This is a genomic window from uncultured Mailhella sp. (assembly GCF_944324575.1).
GTDB lineage: Bacteria > Desulfobacterota > Desulfovibrionia > Desulfovibrionales > Desulfovibrionaceae > Mailhella.
Map to the genome: position 1 here is coordinate 1 of NZ_CALUWV010000008.1, position 22,602 is coordinate 22,602.

Annotated in this window: 23 protein-coding genes; 9 read left to right on the top strand and 14 right to left on the bottom strand. The window is 59.1% G+C overall.

Annotated elements, in window-relative coordinates; genetic code table 11:
- Together Q0J81_RS01835 and Q0J81_RS01840 are read left to right on the top strand one after the other, a co-directional pair.
- A partial coding sequence (locus tag Q0J81_RS01835) for a dissimilatory sulfite reductase D family protein (RefSeq protein ID WP_294445763.1) occupies window positions 1–156 on the top strand: 156 nt, incomplete at its 5' end.
- Between the two features lie 136 nt (window positions 157–292).
- Window positions 293–1,678, top strand: a complete 1,386-nt coding sequence (locus tag Q0J81_RS01840; RefSeq protein WP_294445710.1) for a cobyrinate a,c-diamide synthase — start codon at window positions 293–295, stop codon at window positions 1,676–1,678.
- A 150-nt stretch (window positions 1,679–1,828) separates the two neighbouring features.
- On the opposite strand, the gene Q0J81_RS01845 is transcribed toward Q0J81_RS01840, so the two are convergent.
- The 5 genes from Q0J81_RS01845 to nth all read right to left on the bottom strand — a co-directional run bounded on the left by Q0J81_RS01845 (window position 1,829) and on the right by nth (window position 5,918).
- Window positions 1,829–2,746: an amino acid ABC transporter permease gene (locus Q0J81_RS01845; RefSeq protein ID WP_294445711.1), complete on the bottom strand. Its 918-nt coding sequence runs from the start codon at window positions 2,744–2,746 to the stop codon at window positions 1,829–1,831.
- Window positions 2,725–3,534, bottom strand: a complete 810-nt coding sequence (locus Q0J81_RS01850) for a transporter substrate-binding domain-containing protein (protein WP_294445712.1) — start codon at window positions 3,532–3,534, stop codon at window positions 2,725–2,727. Before Q0J81_RS01850 ends, Q0J81_RS01845 begins: the two co-directional genes overlap by 22 nt.
- Window positions 3,531–4,331: an amino acid ABC transporter permease gene (locus tag Q0J81_RS01855; protein ID WP_294445713.1), complete on the bottom strand. Its 801-nt coding sequence runs from the start codon at window positions 4,329–4,331 to the stop codon at window positions 3,531–3,533. The genes Q0J81_RS01850 and Q0J81_RS01855 overlap by 4 nt, the downstream gene beginning before the upstream one ends.
- 18 nt (window positions 4,332–4,349) lie before the next feature.
- A complete protein-coding gene (locus tag Q0J81_RS01860; RefSeq protein ID WP_294445714.1) occupies window positions 4,350–5,063 on the bottom strand; it encodes a hypothetical protein in 714 nt (237 codons plus the stop codon).
- 180 nt (window positions 5,064–5,243) lie between these two features.
- Window positions 5,244–5,918, bottom strand: coding sequence for an endonuclease III (gene nth, locus Q0J81_RS01865; RefSeq protein ID WP_294445715.1), 675 nt, complete (start codon window positions 5,916–5,918; stop codon window positions 5,244–5,246).
- Window positions 5,919–6,417: 499 nt separating this feature from the next.
- Between nth and Q0J81_RS01870 the strand changes: the two genes are divergently transcribed.
- Entirely contained in the window at window positions 6,418–7,401 is a 984-nt protein-coding gene (locus Q0J81_RS01870; RefSeq protein WP_294445716.1) for a carbohydrate kinase family protein, read from the top strand.
- A gap of 150 nt (window positions 7,402–7,551) precedes the next feature.
- Here the strand turns inward: Q0J81_RS01870 and ade are convergent, their stop codons facing one another.
- The 9 genes from ade to lepB form a co-directional block, all read right to left on the bottom strand.
- Entirely contained in the window at window positions 7,552–9,279 is a 1,728-nt protein-coding gene (gene ade / locus Q0J81_RS01875) for an adenine deaminase (RefSeq protein WP_294445717.1), read from the bottom strand.
- Between the two features lies 1 nt (window position 9,280).
- Window positions 9,281–10,459, bottom strand: coding sequence for an MFS transporter (locus Q0J81_RS01880; RefSeq protein WP_294445718.1), 1,179 nt, complete (start codon window positions 10,457–10,459; stop codon window positions 9,281–9,283).
- Window positions 10,460–10,881: 422 nt separating this feature from the next.
- A complete protein-coding gene (lpxC, locus tag Q0J81_RS01885; RefSeq protein WP_294445719.1) occupies window positions 10,882–11,733 on the bottom strand; it encodes a UDP-3-O-acyl-N-acetylglucosamine deacetylase in 852 nt (283 codons plus the stop codon).
- 64 nt (window positions 11,734–11,797) lie between these two features.
- Complete coding sequence (gene prmC / locus Q0J81_RS01890; RefSeq protein ID WP_294445720.1) at window positions 11,798–12,652, bottom strand: peptide chain release factor N(5)-glutamine methyltransferase; 855 nt, start codon at window positions 12,650–12,652, stop codon at window positions 11,798–11,800.
- Window positions 12,653–12,875: 223 nt separating this feature from the next.
- Window positions 12,876–13,358: a ribonuclease HI gene (rnhA, locus tag Q0J81_RS01895; RefSeq protein ID WP_294445721.1), complete on the bottom strand. Its 483-nt coding sequence runs from the start codon at window positions 13,356–13,358 to the stop codon at window positions 12,876–12,878.
- 3 nt (window positions 13,359–13,361) lie between these two features.
- Complete coding sequence (locus tag Q0J81_RS01900) at window positions 13,362–15,467, bottom strand: sulfatase-like hydrolase/transferase (protein ID WP_294445722.1); 2,106 nt, start codon at window positions 15,465–15,467, stop codon at window positions 13,362–13,364.
- Window positions 15,468–15,519: 52 nt separating this feature from the next.
- Window positions 15,520–15,726, bottom strand: a complete 207-nt coding sequence (locus tag Q0J81_RS01905; RefSeq protein WP_294445723.1) for a dual CXXC motif small (seleno)protein — start codon at window positions 15,724–15,726, stop codon at window positions 15,520–15,522.
- A 66-nt stretch (window positions 15,727–15,792) separates the two neighbouring features.
- Window positions 15,793–16,398 carry a recombination mediator RecR gene (recR, locus tag Q0J81_RS01910; RefSeq protein WP_294445724.1) on the bottom strand — a complete coding sequence of 202 codons (606 nt, stop codon included), beginning with the start codon at window positions 16,396–16,398 and terminating at the stop codon, window positions 15,793–15,795.
- A 95-nt stretch (window positions 16,399–16,493) separates the two neighbouring features.
- Window positions 16,494–17,108 carry a signal peptidase I gene (lepB, locus tag Q0J81_RS01915; protein WP_294445725.1) on the bottom strand — a complete coding sequence of 205 codons (615 nt, stop codon included), beginning with the start codon at window positions 17,106–17,108 and terminating at the stop codon, window positions 16,494–16,496.
- 207 nt (window positions 17,109–17,315) lie between these two features.
- Between lepB and argJ the strand changes: the two genes are divergently transcribed.
- The 6 genes from argJ (at window position 17,316) to Q0J81_RS01945 (ending at window position 22,412) form a co-directional block, all read left to right on the top strand.
- Complete coding sequence (argJ, locus tag Q0J81_RS01920) at window positions 17,316–18,524, top strand: bifunctional glutamate N-acetyltransferase/amino-acid acetyltransferase ArgJ (RefSeq protein WP_294445727.1); 1,209 nt, start codon at window positions 17,316–17,318, stop codon at window positions 18,522–18,524.
- Window positions 18,525–18,537: 13 nt separating this feature from the next.
- Window positions 18,538–18,828 (top strand): DUF503 domain-containing protein, encoded by a 291-nt coding sequence (locus Q0J81_RS01925; RefSeq protein ID WP_294445729.1) that lies wholly within the window; start codon window positions 18,538–18,540, stop codon window positions 18,826–18,828.
- Window positions 18,818–19,819: a bifunctional oligoribonuclease/PAP phosphatase NrnA gene (locus tag Q0J81_RS01930; protein ID WP_294445730.1), complete on the top strand. Its 1,002-nt coding sequence runs from the start codon at window positions 18,818–18,820 to the stop codon at window positions 19,817–19,819. The genes Q0J81_RS01925 and Q0J81_RS01930 overlap by 11 nt, the downstream gene beginning before the upstream one ends.
- Before the next feature lie 46 nt (window positions 19,820–19,865).
- Entirely contained in the window at window positions 19,866–20,702 is an 837-nt protein-coding gene (dapF, locus tag Q0J81_RS01935) for a diaminopimelate epimerase (RefSeq protein WP_294445732.1), read from the top strand.
- Between the two features lie 63 nt (window positions 20,703–20,765).
- The gene (gene dapA, locus Q0J81_RS01940; RefSeq protein WP_294445733.1) at window positions 20,766–21,641 is read left to right on the top strand and encodes a 4-hydroxy-tetrahydrodipicolinate synthase; all 876 of its coding nucleotides are present in this window, start codon (window positions 20,766–20,768) and stop codon (window positions 21,639–21,641) included.
- 408 nt (window positions 21,642–22,049) lie between these two features.
- Complete coding sequence (locus tag Q0J81_RS01945) at window positions 22,050–22,412, top strand: DVU0772 family protein (RefSeq protein ID WP_294445734.1); 363 nt, start codon at window positions 22,050–22,052, stop codon at window positions 22,410–22,412.
- Window positions 22,413–22,602: the final 190 nt, after the last annotated feature.

Consider the following 22,602-nt stretch of genomic DNA (forward strand, 5'->3'; position numbering starts at 1 on the left):
CTCGAACTGTTCCCCGGCGCCAGCCCCCGCAAGGTCAAGAACGTCCTCACCGCTCTGGTGGACGACGAAAAGGTGGCGTACTGGTCCTCCGGTTCCACCACCATGTACGGCCTCAAGGGTGCCGGCAAGCAGGGTGCCACTGAAGAAGGCGAATAATATCGCCCCCGCGTAAGGCGGGATTCCGACGGGTCGACTGACGTCGGCCCACGGCACCTTCCAGCACGCTGGAAACTTCAAGGGGAAGAACTTTCGGGTTCTTCCCCTTTTCCTTACCCTTTTCCTCCTCTTCCCCATGCAGCAGCCACGACTCGTCATTTCCGGACTCTCCGGCGGAAGCGGCAAGACGCTTGTTTCTCTCGGTCTCTCCCGACTGTTCCAAAGGCGCGGTCTTGCCGTGCAGGCCTTCAAGAAAGGCCCGGACTACATCGACTACGCCTGGCTTGCTCTGGCTTCAAAACGGCCCGCAGCCTGCCTCGATCCCTACTTTCTGGATGATGAACGTCTGCTGCGGCAATTCTGCCGCGTCTGTGCAAAGCGTCCCTCAGACCTTGCCGTCATAGAAGGCAATCGCGGCCTCTTCGACGGACGCGACGTGGAAGGAACCTGTTCCACGGCGCACGTAGCGCGCCTTCTCAAAGCCCCTGTGGTGCTTACCATGAACTGCGCCAAAATGACCCGCACGGCGGCCGCCATCGTGTCCGGTCTGGCGCATTTCGAACCCGATCTGCATCTTGCCGGCGTCCTGCTGAACAATGTCGCCGGAGAGCGTCACGGCGCCATGCTCCGTCGCGCCATCGAAAGCTATACCGACATTCCGGTGCTCGGTATTCTGCCCAGAATGCGGAAAAATCCGCTGCCGGAAAGACACATGGGACTGTCGCTCGATGCTGCGGACCACACCGTGCACGCCGTTCTCGATGCGCTGGCCGATCTTGTGCGGGATAACGTCAACTGGGAACAGGTGCTTGAGCTCTCCCGCAAGGCGCCCGAACTTCCCGACATTCCGGCTCCGGCTCCGACGTTCTCCGAAAGCGCGGAAGACAGACCCCGCATAGGTTATGTGCATGACCGCGCCCTCTGGTTCTATTACGAAGAGAATCTGGAAGCGCTGCGTGCGGCAGGCGCGGAGCTGGTACGTCTTGATCTGTTCGACTCCGCGCCATGGCCGGAGCTGGACGGTCTTTATCTCGGCGGAGGCTATCCCGAGCTCTTTGCAGAAGAAATCAGCGCCTCACGCCATCTGGAAGACATTCGTCATCTTTCCCTGACCGGTCGCCCCGTGTATGCCGAATGCGGCGGCTTCATGCTGCTGTGCGACGCTCTCGTTCTTGATAAAGGTCCCATGCCCATGGCTTCCCTGCTTCCGGCCCGGGCACGCTTTTTCTCCAGACCGCAGGGACTCGGCTATGTCACGGTTCATGTCGTGGCGGAAAATCCCTTCCATCCCCTGGGAAGCGAGTGGCGCGGCCATGAATTTCACTATTCCCGCTGCGAATGGCCGCAGGGGGCGGAGCCCGTCTGCTGCCTTGATCTTGCTCCGGGCACAGGCATGTACGAAAAGCACGGCAAACACTACGACGGCCTGCTGACCCGCCGAACCTTCGGGTGCTGGACGCATCTTTTCGCGCCCGCTGTTCCTCACTGGGCCCGCAACTTCGTGGAGGCCTGCCGTCGCTGACCAAATCCGGCGCGCCGTTTCCTCAATCCTGTTTTTCCGATACGAAAAGAGGCAGATCACAACTGATCTGCCTCTTTTCGTCCGGCCAATGAAACAAAAAACGCTTTATGAGCTTCCCGCCCGGAACGGGAACGTCTCTCCAATCGCTTCTCAGTACCGCCTGCTCCGCTCCAATATTCTGCCGAGAAGAGCCCAGAAGCAGGATACGCAAAGATACATGATCGCCGTGACGAACCACAGCTCAAAAGTCATGCGGGATACGGCCATGACCTCAAGACTCTGAAACGTCAGTTCCGGCAGAGAAATGACCGACGCCAGCGCCGTTTCCTTGAAGACCGAAATGCACTGACCCGTCAAGGGCGGAATCATGTGGCGGAACGCCTGCGGAGCAATGACCCAGCGCAGCTGCTGCCAGCCGTTCATGCCGAGCGAAGCTGCAGCTTCCCACTGGGTTTTGTCCACGGCCTCAATGGAACCGCGTACGATTTCCGCCACATAGGCGCCGGAATACAGCCCCAGCGTCAGTACGGCGGCCGCCATGCGGTCCATCTGTCCGGCAGGCGCAAAAAACGCTGCAACGAAACTCTGCCCCCATGAGGGAAGCGTCGCCACCGCATCCTCGATCTCAAGAAAAGGCTCGGTGAAAAAGGATCCGGCAAAGAAATAAACAAGGAAAAGCAGCACCAGAGGAGGCGTATTCCTCAGCGCCGTGATGTACAGCGTGGCCGGCCACGAGGCAAAGCCCCGTTGTCCGGCGGAAAGAGCTCCCACCAGCGCACCGGAAACAAGCGCCACAAGAAGCGACCAGAAGCCCAGCCGGAGCGTGCCGAAAAAGCCCTTCAGAAGCATGCCGGGCTGCCATGCGCCGGACGCATCGCGCGACACGACATAGGACCACACGGCCGTCCAGTCCCATTCATGCCGCATCACATCCGCGGCGCGCCAGCAGAAGGCCGCCGTCAGAACAACGACGGCCAGCAGAAGGACGGCGTCCCATGAGTTCAGTTCACGCCAGCCTCGCCTCCGGGAATGACCGGGGATGACGTTCAGTTGAGTCTGCTCTGCCATGCGTCGGACTTGAACCAGTAATCACGACGTTCCTGAAGCCAGCCCTCAGCTTCCATGAGGCGGATCCAGCCGTCGAATACGTTGACGGTATCGAAATCACCCTTGGGAACGGCGAAAGCCACAGGCTGAGCATCCAGCCGAACCTCGAACTTCTGCTCCAGAACGTCCGCATGGCGCAGCGTTTCCATGGCCGGAAGCGGCGCACTGGACACAAAGGCGTGCGCACGACCGGAAAGAACCTCCTCCACAGCGGGAGCCTCATCGTTGAACATACGGAGCGTGGCCTTGGGAAAGGATTTGGAGGCGGCAGCCGCCGCAGTTGTTCCGGTACGCACGGCAATGACCACACCTTCGCGATTCAGGTCCTCAAGACTGCTGATATCCGCCGTCTTTTCACGATTCAGCGTAAGATCGACATAGGCATGGTCGTAGGGAACGGAAAAATTCACGGACAGAAGGCGCTGCGGCGTGATGCTCATGCCGCCGATGATGACGTCGAACTTGCCGGACAAAAGCGCGGGAATGATGCCGTCCCAGCTCGTGGGCACAAGCTGAAGCTTCACGCCGAGATCGTCGGCCAGACGCTGTGCGACATCAATCTCAAATCCGATGTACTTGCCTTCCTTATCCTGCATGGCCCACGGCACAAACGAGGAAAAGCCCACGCGGAGCGTTCCGCGCTGCATGACCTTTTCGATGACGGATCCCCTCGGAGCTGCGAGGCTCTGAGTGGAAACACAGAAGGACAGGCCTAGGATCAGAAGGAATGCGGTGAACCACTTTTTCATGAATGCTCCTTTCGCTCCAGAAGTCGGGCAGGAATGCTGACCAGCGACGTAAGAACGAGATAGATGGCTGCCGCCAGCAGCCAGAGTTCAAAGCTGAGAAAGGTATCCGTAATGACCACGCGCGTTCTCATGGTCAGATCGGCCACGGCAATGGCGCTGACCAGCGACGTGTCCTTGATGAGGGATACCATCTGCCCGGCAAGCGCAGGCAAAGCCTGTCGCAGGGCCTGAGGAATGATAACGAGCCTTGCCGTCATGCCCACAGGCATGCCGAGACTCATGGCGGCTTCCCACTGTCCGCGCGGCACGGCCATGATGCCCGCACGGAATATCTCGGCCATGTAGGCGCCTTCAAAAAGGCCGAGCGAAATCACCGCCGCCCAGAACGGGCCGATTCCAAGCACGGGAGCCACGGCAAAATACACCATGAACAGCTGCATGAGCAGCGGCGTATTGCGCAGAACACCCAGAAACATCGTGGCCAGCACTCCGGCCACGGGAGACGTCGAAAGACGCATGGCGGCCATGATGCCGCCCGAAAGCAGCGCGAGCACGAGACTCGCCGCCGTAAGCTGCAACGTTACTCCGAGGGCTTCAAGAAGCACGCCCGGATGGAACGAACCGTCCTCCCACACGCCGATATATCGCCACACTCTGTACCATTGCCAGCGGTACTGTTCCGAAGCCGTATCCGCAAACCACCAGACAAGGGCCAGCATGAGGACAAGCAGAAGCAAAGGCCGCCACAGGGCTCTGATGCGCTGCCTTCGGGCAAAAACGACGCAGGAATCGGGCATGGCTCCCCCGCGTTTCCGTCAGTGACTCAGGGAGGTCTGCTTCAGCGAAGAGCCCTCCTCCAGTTTCCGATGAACGGTACGGCTGTCCGCAGCCTCCGTCATGATGGACTGCCCCTGCATGAATTCCATCACATTGGTTTCCGCCAGCTCTCCGCCCGACGCGTCGTTGCGGACGGTCACGCGGTTGTAGACATGATCAAGTACCATGAGCACATACGGCTTGAGCACAGGCGTAGTCAGGTCTATGATGACGAGATAATATTCCCGAAAACGCTGCGGCGTGTCGGTATAGCCGACCCGGCAGTTCACCAGCCAGTCGTCGACACCGTCGTTGTTCCAGTCGGTCACGGCCACGAGCTCCAGCGTCACGCGGCTCATGCCCTGCTCGATGACGGCCCTGTTGTCCTCAATCTTCACCTTTGCGTCGGGCGTAAGCATGGCCCGGAACGTGGGCGCCACGGCCAGTTTGGAGCCGGGGAAGCGAAAGGCCGGAGCAAGTCTGTCCACCAGCGTCTTTCCCGCATCGACAGGACGGGAAGAAAACATGGGAGAATACCAGTCGCCGTTCTGGTCCACCATGTTCTTTTTCAGCATCACGGGACGCATGGCCCGGGACATGGCCACAAACTGCCCGCCGTCCAGTGCCTCCACCATGCGGCAGTTCTGCGGAGCGCATCCCGCAACAAGAGAAAGACAGGTTGCCAGCACCAGACCGGCATAACGCTTCTTCATGATACTTCCTTCCTTATGAGGCGGGCAGGACGTCACGCCCTCCCTGCAAAAACAAATAATCCATGAAACGCGCCGACAACGCCGGCGCTCCCTGAAAACGGAACGGTCGCCCCCCGTCGGACAACACGACGATGCCCGATCCCGGGAGATAGAAACGACGACGGGCTCATCAGCCCGGCGTCATCCCCGCGAACTCTTACTGCCGGAAGAAGCCTTCACGCCGTTTTTCGGACACAGCGGCGCAAGCTCGCATACATCGCAGGAGGGGCTTCGCGCCGTACATACGTCACGCCCGAACCAGACCAGTCGGTGATTCACATCCCCCCACTCCTCGCGGGGAAAAATTTTAATGAGATCCTGCTCTATCTTCACGGGCTCGGTATTCTTCGTGAGGCCGAGACGGAAGGAAAGCCGCTTGACGTGAGTGTCAACGGCCAGCCCCTGATTGATGCCGAAACCGCCCCACAATACCACGTTGGCAGTCTTTCTGGCCACACCGGGCAGCGTTATGAGCTCTTCCATGGTCTGGGGCACTTCGCCGCCGAAAAACTCGGTCACCCGTTTTGCCGCACAGAGCAGGTTCTTCGCCTTGCTGTGATAAAAGCCCGTAGGCCGTATCACTTCTTCAAGTTCTTCCTGCGTGGCCAGAGACAGCGACGCCGGATCGGGCCAGCGCCGGAAGAGCTCGGGCGTTATGGTATTCACGCGGGCGTCGGTGCACTGGGCCGCCAGTACCGTGGCCACCAGAAGTTCCCACGGATTCTCATGAACGAGCATGGTTTCCGGCACGGGGTAACGCTTCTTCAAAAGCGCCAGAATAGCCATGGCACGGTCTGTCTTTTCCGTCCTTCTCATTACTTCTCTCCAGAATACTCGTCCGTTCCGGCGGCAGAATCCGCTGTTTTACAGGGCATTTCCGGAACATTGCAGACCATGACAAGAACCGGCGCGAGCCTTCCGCTGTCTGCGCGGGAAATCATCCTATTTTCAACAGCGCAAATCAACAGTTATTTTGTTCCCGACATGCCGTGCGTCCCTCGAAAAAACGACCGCAAAGACCCGGTCATGATTTCCCGTTCACCAGTAAATATTTTGATATCAAATTATCTAAAGAAAAACAAGTTGACCGTGCCTCTTTCCCCCGGAAGGCCGCGTCTCAGGAACATGCCGGCTTCCGTGAGCGCCTGCAGCGCCGGGAATGAACTTTTCAGAAAAGCTCGACGAAGATCAGCGTATGTCCTGTTCAACAGCCCCCTGCTCTCATCCTTTTTTCCGTTCTTCCCGCTCCCCGTGCCGAACGGGAAGAGATACTTGTCAAACCCTCCATCCTGCCGTTAAAAACAGAAGAAACGCCATGCCAAACGGCATGGGAACCTACCTCACGGAGCCATGCATGATTCATCTTTCCGGTTCTCTCGCCTTTGACCGCATCATGACCTTTCCCGGTCACTTTGAAGACCATATTCTTCCCGAAAAGCTGCACTTTCTGAACGTTTCCTTTCCCATCGACCGTCTTGAGGAAAAAATGGGCGGTACGGCGGGCAACATTGCCTATTCTCTTGCGCTGCTCGGCGAGCAGTCCGCCATTTACGGCACGGTCGGCAAGGACTTTGAAGGCTACGGTCGCCGCCTTGCCTCCATGGGCATCGATCTTTCCGGCATAAAAACCGATGAGAAAGACTTCACGGCCTGCTGCTACATCATGACCGACAAAAGCAGCAACCAGATAAACGCCTTCTCTCCCTCGGCCATGAAGACGCCCGCCTTCCCGGACAAGACGCCAGCCGTGAACAAGGGCGACTGGGGCCTCGTAGCGCCCGGCAACGTGGATGACATGGTAAACCTGCCCGCCTTCTACCGGGAGCACGGCATTCCCTACATTTTTGATCCCGGACAGCAGATCACCGTGCTCGGCGGCGATCAGCTCACCTCCGGTCTTACCGGAGCTCACGTGCTCATCGGCAACGACTATGAAATCGACCGCATCGAAAAAATGACCGGCTTGAGCCGCGAAGCGCTGCTCGACCGCGTCGAATTTCTCATCGTCACCTTCGGCGGCAAGGGCTCCGTCATTCTGCATAAAGACGCCCGTCCCTACGAAGTTCCCGCAGTCTCCGTGGAAAACGTGTCCGACCCCACCGGCGCGGGCGACGCCTACCGCGCAGGCCTTCTCAAGGGACTGCACCACGGCATGGGCATGGCCTTTTCCGCCAGACTCGGCACGGTGACGGCCAGCTTCTGCGTAGAGCAGTACGGCACCCAGCTTCATACCTTCACACAGGAAGAATTCCAGACCCGCTATGAGTCCTGCTTCGGCCCCATGCCCGTACTGAACTGATTGCTGCTTCAAAAATACGTACGGCCCGCGTGCCTATTGCACGCGGGCCGTTTTTCATGCCTTCTCACGGACAGACCGCAAGACCCTCCAGAGCAGACTCATGCGGCAGGGCAGAGCCCGAAAAAAATCATGACAGCCGAAGGCAATGCCTCAGCGCGAGGCGTCCACGTCCACAAAGGTAAACCGATCCACGTCGAAGAGGCCCCGGGCGGTGAGCTTGAAACTGGGAATGACAGGCAGTGCCAGAAAACTCAGCGTCATGAAGGCGTCCGCGCCATCCCATATATGGTAGTGCGATGAGGCAAGTGCCAAAAGCTCATCCAGCTTTGCCGAAACTTCCGAGGCCGGTCTTTCACTCATGAGGCCGCTCACAGGCAGGGGCAGCTCGGCTATCACCCTTCCGTCCGACACCATGACGATGCCGCCCTGTCTTTTTTCCACCTCGCGTACGGCAACGAGCATGTCAGCTTCGTTGTCGCCCGCCACCACGATGTTGTGCGAATCATGAGCAATGGTGGTGGCAATGGCTCCGTTCTTCAGACCGTATCTGCCGTCCAGCAGCCCCACCCCTATCTTGCCCGTGGCATGATGACGTTCCAGAACGGCAATCTTCAGAAGTCCCGGATTGTCGGCAAGCTCCACCTCGCCGTCCGGCCCCGTCTTCACCGAACGCTGCAGGCAGTCCGTGATGAGGGAGTGGGGACGAAGACCGATGACTCGCGCCCTTCCCGAGGGCACACGCACGGAAAACGGACGCTCGGGCAACGGAGCGAGCACCACGCTGGAGCACAGATCCCCGGCGTCGCGCACGGGCAGAGACCGCAGCATTCTGCCTTCTTCGGCCACCAGTTCACCCTTCGCCCAGCAGAAAATCACACGGAAATCCTTCAAATCCTCCACAAGCACCAGGTCGGCGCGGAGTCCCGGAGCAATGCCGCCCCTGTCTCTCAAGCCGTAGCACTCCGCCGCGTTCAGCGTAGCCATACGAACGGCGCTTACAGGATCGATCCCGAAGCGGACGGCCATGCGAACGTTGTTGATGACGTGTCCTCTCTCAAGGATGTCCGAAGAGTGTCTGTCGTCCGTGCAGAAAAGACAACGACGCAGATTGGCAGCAGTAAGTCCCGGCAGAAGATGAAGGAGATCCCGCGAGGCCGATCCTTCTCTCAGAAGTACATACATGCCGCAGGCTATACGAGCTTCCAGCTCTTCCACCGTGGTGCATTCATGATCAGTGCCTATGCCGAGTGCGGCACAGGCTTCCAAGGTGGCCTCAGGCACCAGAGGCGAGTGGCCGTCTATGACCTTGCCCGCGGCGCGCGTCATGGCCATTTTTTCCAGCACGTCGTCGTCTCCGGCCATGAGGCCGGGAACGTTCATCATTTCCGCAAGGCCGCCCACTCTTTCCTCGGAAAGCAGCGGCGCGATGTCTTCGGCGCGCAGCACGGCCCCAGCATCCTCCACAGGCAGCGCAGGAACGCAGGAAGGCAGCATGATGCGCACATCGAGCGGAAGATCCTTTGAAGCCTCCAGCATGTAACGAATACCGTCCATGCCCTTCACATTGGCAATCTCATGCGGATCCGCCACCACAGTGGTCGTGCCGAAGGGGAGCACAAGCTCGGCAAAACGCGCCGGGCAGAGCATGGAAGACTCGATATGAACATGACCGTCGATAAGACCGGGCAGAAGCCAGCGTCCTTTGCCGTCCACGACCGTTTTCGCTTCAAAGGGACCGAAACCAAGAATGCGGCCCATACCCATGCTTACGGATCCTTCCCGTATCGTGCCGCTGAAAACGTCCACAATGCACACGTTGTCGATACGCACGTCCGCGGGCTCGCGACCCGTGATCATAGCCCAGAACTGCTTGTTCATGCTATCCTCTTGTCTGTGTGTTTTTCATGCGTATTTCCCTGTCTACAAGCTGCGCAAGCAGAAGGGACATCACCGTAAGTCCGGCTCCGAAAAGAAACACGGACTGATAGCCGAAGCTCGTCCACATCCAGCCGCCGATGGCAGGAATGGTCACGGCAGGAATATGGTTGATGGTCTGAGCTATGGCCATGTTGGGCGCGGCATCTTCTGGGAAAGCAATCTTCTGGAAGAAGGTACGCACCGCGATGGAAAAATTGAAGGTCAAACTGTCAAACACATAGAGAAGCACGATGAAATACTCGTTCTTCGTCGTGGCATAGCCCATGAATATGCTGAATGCGGCGATGTACTCGATGGTCATGAGACGCCGTTCGCCGAGCCGGTTGATGATCTTTCCCACCATGGGATTGAACAGCCAGTTCACGGCATAGTTGAACATGAACATGAGCGACACGCTGCGCACGGAAAAGCCGAACTGCTCCACCATGAGGAACACGGCAAACACCGAGAATACGATGCGTCGCCCGCCCATGAGCAGGTTGAGCACGTAAAAGAGCCAGTAACGCTTCTGCGGGAGCATTCTTTTGCGCTGCCTGGGCGCACTGCTTCCCGTAAGAGGATGGACGAGACCGAAAAATCCGAGCAGAAGTCCTATGGCTCCGGGCACGAAAAACAGCCAAACGAAGCTCAGCTTTTCGGAAAAGATGAACACGAAAACGGAAATCATGAGACTGCCGCCCGCTACCAGTCCGCGGAGCCGTCCCATGACTATGGGCGTCTGCCTGAGATCGAAGTGCTGTATGGCCAGCGAGTTGTTCATGGCCTCAAAATAATGAAATCCGAAGGACATGAGCATGCTGGTGAAGATGATGGGCACAAAGGAGGGAAAAAAGCCCGTGAGCATGGTGCCGAGTCCCGCCGCCATGACGGAAAGTGCCGCCAGCCTGTGTTCCTTGATGAAGAAAAGAAAAAGAATGAGCGTGACGCCCAGAAGGCCGGGCAGCTCGCGCAGCCCCTGCACAAGACCGCTTTGCGCGGGAGTAAGTCCGGCATAGTTCACCACGAAGTTGTTGTACAGCATGGTCCAGCCCTGCATGGCCACCGTGGAGCCGAAGTTGAGCATGGCCATGAAGAGAAGCACGTGTTTTTTTGATGCGGGAAGACCTGTAAAAAGCGCCATTGTTCACCTGACCTTATAAGAAATAAAGTTCAGGTGTAAGCCTTATCCGCCGTTGCGTCAAAGGTGTGTGCACACGCTGCCCCTTCATGCTGCTTCTCCGGGCCGACAGACCGGCCGGCGAGACAAAAGGCAGGAAAAAGGATGCATTGGACCTGGCCGCCTCGCCCTGTCGGGACTACGACAGAACGATCTGAACATCTGCTCACGGGAAAAAGACTTTTTCCGTGAAAGATGCCGTAATGCTGACCGGAGCCGGACAACTCGGCATGTCCACAGCCGGACGCATGGGGTACGATAAAAAAGGGAGCGGTTCCCCGCTCCCTTTTTAAGGCTTCAGGATAAATAATGGGACACAAGCCGAAGACTCCGCTTCTGCCCCGAGCCTTCGTTCTGCCGCAGGGCAGAAGAGCTCCCGGGACCGGTCATCTCTCCACGTATTCCAGCAGTCCCTCACCCCTTACAAGCTCGCGCAAAAAGGCATTGTTGTGCCCGTGTCCGGAGCAGGAAACCGTGAAATCGCCCAGCAGAGGACGACCAAGCATGGCTATGTCACCTATGAAATCAAGCATCTTGTGACGCACGAACTCGTCGGGAAAACGCAGGCCCTCCTTGTTGAGAACACCGTCGTCGCCCACGACCACCACGTTTTCCAGAGAGCCTCCGCGGGCAAGACCACGGCTGTGCAGGTATTCCACTTCCTTCAAAAAGCCGAAGGTGCGGGCGGGCGCCACTTCCTTTTCAAACGTCTCCGGCGTGATGGTCAGGGCAAAATGCTGCTCGCCGATGACCGGGTTCGGAAAACGAATGGTGTAGTCCACGCGGAAACCGTCAAAGGGGCGGGCCACGATGGATCTGCCGTCCTTTTCCAGCGAAAATTCCCGTGTGAGTCTGGCCACGCGCCGGGGGGCGCTCTGCGAACGGAGACCGACGCTGAGCAGGGCATCCACCACAACCATGGCAGAACCGTCGAGGATGGGAGCCTCCCCGCCGAAAACGTGCACTTCCACGTTGTCCACGGCAAGGCCGTTCAGGGCGGCAAGCACGTGCTCAATGGTGGAGACGCTCACCTTGCCGTCGGTAACGGTGGTGGCAAGTTCCGTGGTGCTCACGGCTTCGGGACGGGGCGAAAGCAGATGCACGCCGTCCTCGGAATGAATATGAAAAACAATGCCGGAGTCTTCTGCAGCAGGTCGAAACTCCACGCTGACTTCATGACCGGAATGAAGGGAAATCCCCTTGCATCTGACAGTTCCGCCAAGAGTGGTCTGGGGCATGACGACAATCTCCCAAGCGCCCGGCGGAACATTCCGCCGCAGCTTCCCCGGTAAGGCCGGGGGTTTACACGCCGGAGCGCCTCACCGCGAAAAGATATCGGTCTTTTCCGGCGAGGTCGCGTCCCGTGCGCATATCCATCCAGTATGCGTCCGAACACAATGCCCGGCACGCTTCGCCCTGAAGGTACCCATGCTCCATGAGCAGCAGGCCGCCTTCCTTCAGCAGGGCGCGGGCCGCCGCTTCCACTGCGCGGGGATGCTCCAGGCCTTCCGGTCCGGGAACAAGCGCAGAGCGCGGCTCAAAATTTCTGACGCCGGGATCAAGACCGGCATATTCTTCTTCGCTTATGTAGGGAGGGTTGGAGATGACGAGGTCGAAACTGCGGGGAGCAAAAGGCAAAGGCTCCGTAAAGTCGGCCTCAAAAAACGTCACGGACTCCGCAGCACCGTTTCGTTCGGCGTTTTGCCGGGCCATGGACAGAGCCTGCGGCGATATGTCCACGGCCGCTCCGCGCCACGTGGGGCGTTCCGCCGCGAGCGTCACGGCAATGCAGCCGCTGCCGGTGCCGAGATCAAGAAAGCGGACATCGCTGCGGGCATGAAAAAACTCCAGCGCCTCTTCCACCAGATGCTCCGTTTCGGGGCGGGGGATCAGCGTGCTGGAGTCCACAAGAAAATCACGACCGAAAAATTCACGACAGCCCAGAAGATACGCTGCGGGCTCGCCGGCAAGGCGACGTTCCACAAGAGACTCAAGCCGTGCCTCGGCCTCGGGGGGAACCGTCTCTTCGGAATGGGCCACAAGCTCTACCTTGTCTATGCCGAGCACATGACAAAGCAGAAGTGCGGCAACCGTCGCCGGAGCTTCCGTTCCGGCAAGTCGGGCCGTCGCACGTATTTTCCATTCACGTCTGGTCATAACGTCACAAATATAACACAGGACAAGGGGCAGGACAAGCAGCTCCAGCGACGTCTCTGTTTTTCTCAGTTCTTCCGTACGGCACTGAGGCCTGCCCAGGGGCAGGGGGGCCGGAGCAACGCCGGTACTGCAACCACGGGCAAAAGCGCCTTCCGCCTATCCAGGTCCGACGCACCGGAAAGGGGGCCTCCAAGAAAAGGCGCCCTTTCCGACACGTCGCTGCTCATATTCCTTCGGAAAACCCGGTATCCTCGGGAAGATCCTTCCGCGAGGCTTCCGCTCTGGCCAGCTCGTCGCAGCGCTCGTTTTCCCTGTGTCCCGCATGCCCCTTGAGCCAGTGGAAATGCACCTCATGCCGCGAAAGCAGCGGAGGCATTCTCTTCCACAGATCCTGATTCTTCACGGGCTTCTTTGCCGAGGTCAGCCAGTTGTTGCGCAGCCACCCCGCAAGCCAGCGATCCTTGATGGCTTTTGCCACATACTGAGAATCAGTATAGAGCTCGACGATGCAGGGCTCCTTGAGTGCGCCGAGAGCTTCCAGCACGGCAAGAATCTCCATGCGGTTGTTCGTGGTACGGGCAAAGCCGCCGCTCATTTCGCGACGCGCCGGACCGTTTGCGCCCTCGCAGGCAAGCACGGCGGCCCAGCCGCCCGGACCAGGATTGCCGAGGCAGGAGCCGTCGGTATGAATGGTCACCGTCTTCATGACTTACTTTCCTGCCCCGCCTTCCGCGGCACGGCGGGCATCGGCAATGTGCTCCTTGCCGTTGTTGTGCAGAAGGTACTGCGAAGTATAATAGAAATCCATGAGCTCCTGGCGCATGGCTGCCGCTCTTTCCGGCTGCTCGGCGGAAAGGTCGCGGGCGTTGTTGTCCGGCGTGCGCTCATCAAGGCGGTACAGAGCGTTGCCCGCAGGACGCACGGCATACACATAACCGTCCCCGATAAGGTAATGCACGCTGTCGTTATCGCTGATGAAGGCTACTGCATCGACATCATTGGCGGGATCAAACAGATTGCGCCCCAGGGTGTTGGTGTAGAAATCCAGTCCTGCAAGGGATGCCATGGAAGGCAGCACATCGGGCTGAATGTGCGGGGCCGGATTCACTCCGGGCTTCACCTGTCCGCCCGGCGCGTAGATAAGAAGCGGCACGTGCCAGGCCTGAAGATTGCAGGCGCGCACGGCGGGCGTGATGTTGGTGGAGTTGAAGTTGAGCCCGTGGTCACCGAAGATGACGAACACCGTGTCGTTGAACCACGGCTGCTTCGAGGCCTTGTCGAAGAAACGGCGCAGAGCATGATCGGAAAGATGCAGGGAACGATATTCGTCCGCGTTTTCGTAGCCGTACCAGGCAAGAGCCTCGGGAGATGGATCGGGCGGTGAGACGTAGCCTTCGTTGTCGTCGGGAATGGTGTAGGGCCGGTGAAAGGAGGCGGACTGGATGACGGAGATGAAGGGCTTGCGGCTGTTCGAGAGCACGTCCACGGCCTCGCGGAACATGGCGATGTCCGACACGCCCCACACGTCGGTATTGGGGGCCTCCCAGGCCGATTCCTCCAGAAGATGCAAATCTTCCACATTGTGCTGAAGCATGCCGCGGATGTTGGCCCAGTTGGCGTTGCCGCCTATCATGTAGTATTTTTCGTAACCTGCGAACTCGTTGAGCACGGAGGACTGATCCACCAGCTTGGGATTACGCGAAGTGGTGCCGCCGGAGTGGTTCACGTCCGGAACGCCGCTTATGGTGGTGAACACGGCTCTTGCCGTAGTGCGCGTAGGCGCGTAGAAATTGGGATAATACAGACACTTGGGAGCAAGTTCCTTAAGGAACGGCGTAGGGTCTATGTCTTTGCCCAGCGAAGCGGGCATGGAAGGCGCAAGGGACGTGCGCTCCCAGCAGAGCGACTCCATGATGAGAATGACGATGTTCGGGCGCTTTGCCATGTCCCTGCCGGGGAAGTGCCGCACGTAGGTGAGAGGAGGCGTTCCTTCCGGCAGGCGCAGATATTCGGCCATGCGGGGCCATGCCTCGCGGGTGGCTTCCACGTTCGGGGGAATGGCCTTGCCGTAGTTGCGCGTGTCGTACAGATTCTGGATGGGGTTCACGGCAAGAAGGGCAATGTTCTTGTCGGCGCTGAAATAGGCGTTGCTCCAGCGCAGGGGGAAGAAGTTGGAGCTTATCTGCCCGTAGCCCACGATGAAGAGCATGACGAGAGAAAGCACCGTGACAAGAGCGCGCCACTTGCGGGAGCAGCCTTCACCGCCCGTCTTCGGACGAACGGGACATGCCGCATGAGAGCGCAAAAATCTGCTCAGAATCCATACATAAAGCGCCACCGCCGCGGCAAAGGCCACAACGATGAGTACCACGGGATAGCTCTGCCACACCATGCGCACGGACTCGGAAGGATCTTCCAGAAAGATCTTTGCCCCCATGTCGATATGCTGGTGCAGATAGAAGAAAAAGCCGAAATCGAAAATATAGACGAGCATGGCGCCCGCGGCCATGAGTCCCGTGACAAGACAGAGCACACGCCGGGCCGCGGAGGGACCCTCCTTGGAAACGGCGCGCTCAAGGCGCGGCCAGAGCAGGCAGAAGGCCAAAGGCAGCGTCATGAACACCGCCATGCGGGCGTCGAACTTGAGACCGATGTAGAGCGCATGAGGAATATGGCCCTGCTCGGTGATGTCTGGCAGAAGAAAGTGCAGGAGCGCCAGTCTGGCGGCAAAGAAAAGCGCCGTATTGAAGAGAATGAACAGCGCTATGTCCACAAGCGGCTGGAAGGCCGAAAAAAGAGTGCGTCGAGAGCTCATGAATGCTCCTTGGACGGAAAACGTCGCTCATGGGCGCTTTCCGCAAAAGAGGCTACACGCGGTCGGCGTACAGCCGTTCGAGAAATTCTTCCATCACGTCGTCCATCTGACTGATGAACTGCGTCAGCTTGAAGGTGCGGCGGCAGGAGGAGCACTGCATATACGCTTCATGGCAGGTGCGGCGTATGTCCAGAGGTTTGCCGCATTCCGGGCAGGTCAGCGTGGTTCTTGCCTCGCGGGGAGCAAAATAGAAAGCCATGATGTCTCCTGAATGAATTGTTCTGGGGGACCGGAAAACGTCCGGCAAACGTGCGGTAGAAAAACGCTACAGGGCCTGACGATAGCGCAGCGACTGGCGCAGCGTCTCCCTGTCCATGTATTTTACTTCGGCGCCCAGCGGAATCCCCTGAGCAAGACGGGTGACGCGCACGTCGGGAAAACGAGCACTCACCTGTTCCTTGACGAAGGTGGCCGTAGCCTCGGCCTCGGCCGTGGCGCCGAGAGCAAGAATGAGCTCCTTCACCCTGCCTTCGGCAAGCCGGGAGCGCAGGCGGTCCATTTCCAGCGTTTCGGCCGGACTGTGGTCAAGAGGCGCGAGAAGACCGCCGAGTATCATGTAGTAGCCCCTGTAGAAATTGCCCTCTTCCATGGTGAGCATGCTGTCCCATTCGGCCACGAGACAAAGCTGACTTTCGTCGCGTTCCGGATCGGAACAGATGGGGCAGGGGTCGGTATCCGAAAGGCCGCCGCAGCGGCTGCACAGATGTAGAGTGTCCCGCAGCTCGTACACGCCCTTGCCCAGCCGCCGGACTTCGGCTTCGGGCCACTTGAGCAGAGTCATGGCGGCGCGCATGGCGGACTTGGGGCCGAGCCCGGGCAGCCGGGCGAGCTGGTCCACGAGATTTTTCAAAGGTTCGGGAATACGCTGCACGTAAACGTCCTTGGGTATGTCAGAAAAAACAACGTCTCTCCCGAGGATCTCCCCGGGAGAGACTGCCCGCATGAGGCGGAAAAAAAAGAAGCATGCTATTTGACGAGATGACCGAGACGGCTGAGCCTCGGCGTATGGGTATCACCGTCCCACGACCAGTAGATGCGCCAGGCCTTGCCGTGAATGTAGGAGCGCGGCACACAGCCCCAGGCACGGGAATCTTCGGAGTTGTCGCGGTTGTCGCCCATGACAAAGTAGGAGTCCTCGGGCACGGTTACGGGACCTATGTTGTCCAGCCTGCCGATGACGTCGGGATAAAGCTGCTGAATGTAGTCTTCCTTCACGGGCTCCCCGTTGCGGTAGAACTGCTTGTTGCGCATTTCAATGACGTCGCCGGGCAGTCCCACCACGCGCTTTATGTAGTCGGTTCCGGGATCGCGGGGATACTTGAACACGATGATGTCGCCGATCTTGGGATCGGCGCCGCGGAACAGATACTTGTCGGTAAAGGGAATCTTCACGCCGTACACGAACTTGTTGACCAGAACATAGTCGCCTATCTGCACGGTCTGAAGCATGGATCCGGAAGGAATGGTATAGGCCTGAAACAAAAAGGTTCGGATGATGAGAGCCAGCACCACTGCCACGAGCAGCGCTTCGCCGTAATCGTATAAAATGGATTTGCCTTTCTTTTCAGAAGATTCGGACATATTCGCCACTGGCCGAAGGCCGGGTTGAAGGACAAAGAAGGGGGTCAGGAACGAGCGGAGATTAGCACGGCGGGAAAGGACGCGCAAGGCGACATTTTCCGCTGTTTTTTCCAATGGTAATCTTCTTCCGGTTCCTTGCGTTGCTTGCACCTGCCAGACAAGTGTGGCAAATTGGTCACGCATTCCAAAAGGAACGGAGAACTTTCCATGATTCAGATACCTCAGGGCTTCCGTCTCGGCGCGGCCAACGCCGATTTCCGGGGCAAGCATCTCGATCGCAACGACCTTTCCCTCGTCTTCAGCGACGTGCCCGCCACCGTCGCGGGCGTGTTCACCACCAATCTTTTCCGGGCTGCCCCCGTCCTCGTCTCCGAGGAACACATCAAAAAAGCCGGTGACAAAGGCGTGCACGGCGTGCTGTTCAACTCCGGCCAGGCCAACGCCTGCACCGGCGAGACCGGCAGGGAAAACTGTCTGCGGACGCTCGACATGGTGAAAGACGCCCTGAAGGACGCCGGCCTGACCGTGTCTTCGGACGATCTTCTGCCCGCTTCCACCGGCGTCATCGGCGCGCAGATGCCCATGGACAAGTGGGAAGCCGCCGTTCCCTCCCTCATGGCCTCTCTCGGCACGGTGGACATTGAAGGTCTTGCCCGCGCCATGATGACCACCGACGCCTATCCCAAGATGTCCGGTCGGGAGCTTGCCCTTGAAGGCGGAACCGTACGTCTCGCCGGCGTGGCCAAGGGCGCGGGCATGATATGCCCCAACATGGCCACCATGCTCTCTCTCGTCATGTGCGACGCCTCCGTGGACCCCTCCGCCTGGCGCGCCATGTTCCGCCGCGCGGCAGACGCCACGTTCAACCGAGTGAGCGTCGACGGCGACACTTCCACCAACGACTCGCTCTACGGCCTTGCCAACGGCGCTTCCGGCGTTGCCGTCAGAGAAAGCGAACTTCCCCTGCTGGAAAAGGCCCTCACCGAAGTGCTCGGCGAGCTTGCCTACATGCTGGTCAAGGACGGCGAAGGGGCCACCAAGGTCATGCACATCCACGTCACGGGAGCCGCCTGCGACGAAGACGCCAAAAAGGTGGCCCGGACCGTGGGTCATTCCCAGCTCGTGAAGACGGCCATGTTCGGCCGCGATCCCAACTGGGGACGCATCGTGGCCGCCGCCGGTCGCGCGGGCGTGAACTTCGATCCCATGGCTCTCCGCGTAACGCTGTGCGGCGTGGAACTGTTCCGCAACGGACGCCCCACGGACCTCGATTTCGACGCCCTGCTTGAGGAACCGCTCAAAAACGTGGATCTGCCTCTCGACATCGTACTCGGAACCGGCCCCGGCGAAGCACGTCTGCTGGCCTCCGATCTTTCCCACGGATACGTGTCACTCAACTCCGACTACCGTTCTTAAAAAGGCTCACGGCATGGTCATAGGCGTTCTCACCGTGGAATACGCACTGCACGGCAACGACTCGCTCAAGGGCAAACGCCGCGTGGCAAACAGCCTGAAGCAGAAGGTGCGCAACACCTTCAACGTCGCCATAGCCGAAGCCGGCACCGAGGAATCTCTGGTCAGGCTCCGGCTGCAGGTCGTGTCGGTAAGCAACAGCGAGCGGCATATGCAGTCCCGCATGGACAAATGCCTGCTTATGATGGAAGCCGTGTGCGAAGAAGAAATGGTCTACAGCGACCTTGAGTTTTTCTATGACGACTGAACATACTCCCGTTCCCGAAGAACTGCTCTTTGCTCTGCGAAACCACAAGCGCGTGCTCATTGCCGCGCACGCACGCCCGGACCCCGACGCCATGGGCTCAAGCCTTGCCATGGCCTGGACGCTGCGCTCCATCGGCGTGGATGCGCTTGTGTTCAACGAAGACGGTCTGCCGCCCTTTCTGCGTTTTCTCACGCTTCCGGGGCCCGTGCTCACGACTCTCGAGAACCTGCCCTGCGACCCCGACCTCGTGGTCTGCCTCGACTGCGGCGACAGAGCACGTCTCGGCGAGACCATTCAGCCTCTGCTCGACCGCGTCCCCAGCGTGAACATCGACCATCACCTCGACAATCCGCTCTTCGGTACCGAGGCCAACTGGGTGGAGCCCGGCATGGCCGCCACGGGCGAGCTTGTGGCATACATCGCCAGAGCGCTCCGAGCTCCGCTTCACGGAGCTCTTGCCGAAGCGCTGTATGTGGCCATTTCCGCCGATACCGGAAACTTCAGCTACGGCAACACCACGCCCGGAGCTCTGCGCCTTGTGGCGGACATGGTGGAAGAAGGCCTCGACCTGCCGCGGCTGCGTGAAGCCATGGAAAACAACTGGACCGAAGCGCGCCTGCGTCTGTGGGGCCGCATCATGCAGCAAGTCCGCATTCTCGAGGACGGCAAGCTCGCCGCGGCGCTCATCACGCTTGAGGACATGAAATCCTGCAACGCCGTCCGTGAAGACTCCGAAGGCATCGTGGAACAGCTGCGCCGTCTCTCCGGCGTCCGCGTGGCGCTCATGCTGCGTGAGGAAGAAAAGGACGGCAAAGTGCAGGTCAAGGCCAGCCTCCGCTCATCCGGCAAGGATAACGTTCAGAAAGTGGCCGCCCAGTTCGGCGGTGGCGGACACCGCAACGCCGCCGGAGCCACCATTGCCCTCGATGCCGAAAAGGCGCTCACCGTCATGCAACCCTATATCCGGTTCGTATGGAACCGGCTCCAGTAAAACATCTCCTGCGGCCGCAGCATGCGGTCCTTCCCGGAACACTATCATGAAAAACGTACGCTTCCATAAAATGCACGGCTGTGGCAACGACTTCATCTTCATCGACAACAGAGAGGCCGAAGTCAGCGTGCCGCAGATGACCTCCTGGGCCGTCATCCTGTGCAACCGCAAGACGGGCATAGGCGCCGATGGTCTGCTCTTCCTCGACAGCACCCCCGCAGACAGGCAGGGTGACTTCATCTGGCACTTCTACAACGCCGACGGCTCGCGCGCGGAAATGTGCGGCAACGCCTCCCGCTGCGCCTCCTGGCTTGCCGTGGATCTCGGACTTGCCGGCCGCACGCAGTGCTTCGGTACCGACGCCGGACTCATCCATGCCGAGGTGGACGTGGAAAACATGCGCTCGCGCGTGGAACTCACTCATCCCGAAGGGCTGGTACTTCACACGCCGCTTGAAGCGGACGGCAAGACCTGGGACGTCAACTTCGTGAACACCGGTGTGCCGCACGCCGTCATCGTATGCGAGGACTGCGACAAGGTGGACGTGGACCGTCTCGGCCGCATCTTCCGCTATCATGAGCACTTCGCCCCCAAGGGCACCAACGTGAACTTCATCACCGTCACCGGCAGGGACGCCATCCATGTGCGCACCTACGAACGCGGCGTGGAAGGGGAAACTCTCGCCTGCGGCACCGGTGCGGCGGCTTCCACTTGTATCGCTCATGCACTTGGGTTGACGGACAGCTGCGTCAATGTCACTACTTCAGGTAGGGAACTCTTGGGCATTGAACTTCAGGGCGACTCGGTTTTCCTCTCCGGAGCCGTGGCCCGCGTCTTCACGGGCGTTCTCGATCCTACCATGTTCAGCCTTTTGAAATTCTGACCGTCCGGGGCCCAGTCGTCTGGAAATCTCTCTTCATTCAATTCATCCCGCTCGGAGAAAAACATGTTTCACGGTACGATAACTGCTCTGCTTACCCCGTTCAAGAATGGCACCATCGACGAAGAGGCCTACCGCGCTCACATCGAGTGGCAGATTGAACAGGGCGTGAACGGCGTGGTGCCCTGCGGCACCACCGGCGAATCCGCCACCATGACCCATGCCGAACATGAGTCCGCCATCCGCATCTGCGTGGATCAGGTGAAGGGACGCGTCCCCGTCATTGCCGGCGCAGGCTCCAATAATACCGTAGAGGCCATCAGCCTGACCCGCTTTGCCAAAAAGGCCGGCGCCGATGCTGCCCTGCTCATCTCCCCCTACTACAACAAGCCCACGCAGGAAGGCATCTTCCAGCACTTCAAGGCCATCAACGACGAAGTGGCTCTGCCCATGTTCGTGTACAACGTACCCGGCCGCACCGGCTCCAACGTGCTGCCCGCCACGCAGGCCCGCATGGCCCGCGAGCTCGAACACGTCATCGGCTGCAAGGAAGCTACCGCCAACCTGGTTCAGATCTCCAACATCCTTGAACAGTGCCCGGCAGACTACATTCTGCTTTCCGGCGACGACTTCACCGTGCTTCCCACCTACGCCGTGGGCGGCAAGGGCGTGATTTCCGTGACGGCCAACGTGCTGCCCGACATCATGTCCGCCCTCACCGCGGCCTGCGAGCGCGGCGATTACGAGGAAGCCCGCCGTCTGCACTACAAGCTCGAACCCATGAACCGCGTCATGTTTGTCGAGAGCAATCCCATCCCCTGCAAGACCGCACTGTCTCTCATGGGCCGCATGGAACCCGACGTTCGTCTGCCGCTCTGCAGCGCCAGCGAAAAGACCGTCGCCCTTCTGCGCGAGGTTCTCGCCTCCTACGGCAGAATCTAGCTTCCGGCTCCAGGTGAAAGGCTTCGGGCGTCTCCCCTTCCGGGAGGCGCCCTTTTTTGTTCCCAAAACACCTCTGCCGCTTCTCTGCCCTGGTTCGAGTTTTCGTATTTCAACAGGCCCCACTTTGGCAAAAATATGCCGCTCCTCGCCCGGAGCGCCTGGGAACGCCCTGCAAAGAATCCGACAGAAAATTTGAAGTGCGTGACCTTCATCACGTCATAAAATAAAATACCGTGGAAAAACAACGGGAAAGAACTTATTTTTCCATCTTCGGAAAAACTTCCGTTTTTCTTATTAGGAATTATTCTTGACAAGAATGCAATTCATATCCATACTGTTTTCAACGACCATGCTTATGGAGCGACGATTCCGCCGCCGCTCCAGTTTTCTCCCATAAAGGAGTTGACCATGCAGTACAATACCCCCGATCAGCTCAAGGCCTTCAGCCGCCTTCCCATAGAATGGAACCTTGACCCCGCCGACGCCGTGACCCTGTACCTGGAATGGGGAAACAACGACTGGAGGGCCGAGCATCCGCCCGTCCGTTCCAAGGACGACTTTGCCCACTACTTCGTGCTCGACAACTGGACCGACCATCCCACGTTGCGCCTTGTCATGCGCAATTCCGAGGCCACGGAAGATCTGTGGGTCTATCCTCTTCCCAAGGAGCTTGAAGGCGACTTCCAGCAGGAATTCGGTTCTCTCAAGGGAGTGTTCATGCCCTCCGATCCCATGAAGAACTGGCTGAAAAAACAGCTTTACGCTGCGTAGTCATACGCATCCCTCGACCAGGGCCCGCCGGAACATCCTCCGGCGGGCTTTTTTTGACCGCCTTCCGCACGTCTTTCCGGCGGAAAATATTTCCGCCTGCCTTTCTCTCCTGCCGGAGCTCTTTTTCCGACCGGCAAAGGGGACGACAGGCCGCAGTTGATGAAGGGAAATCTCCCGCTGCTCAAGGACG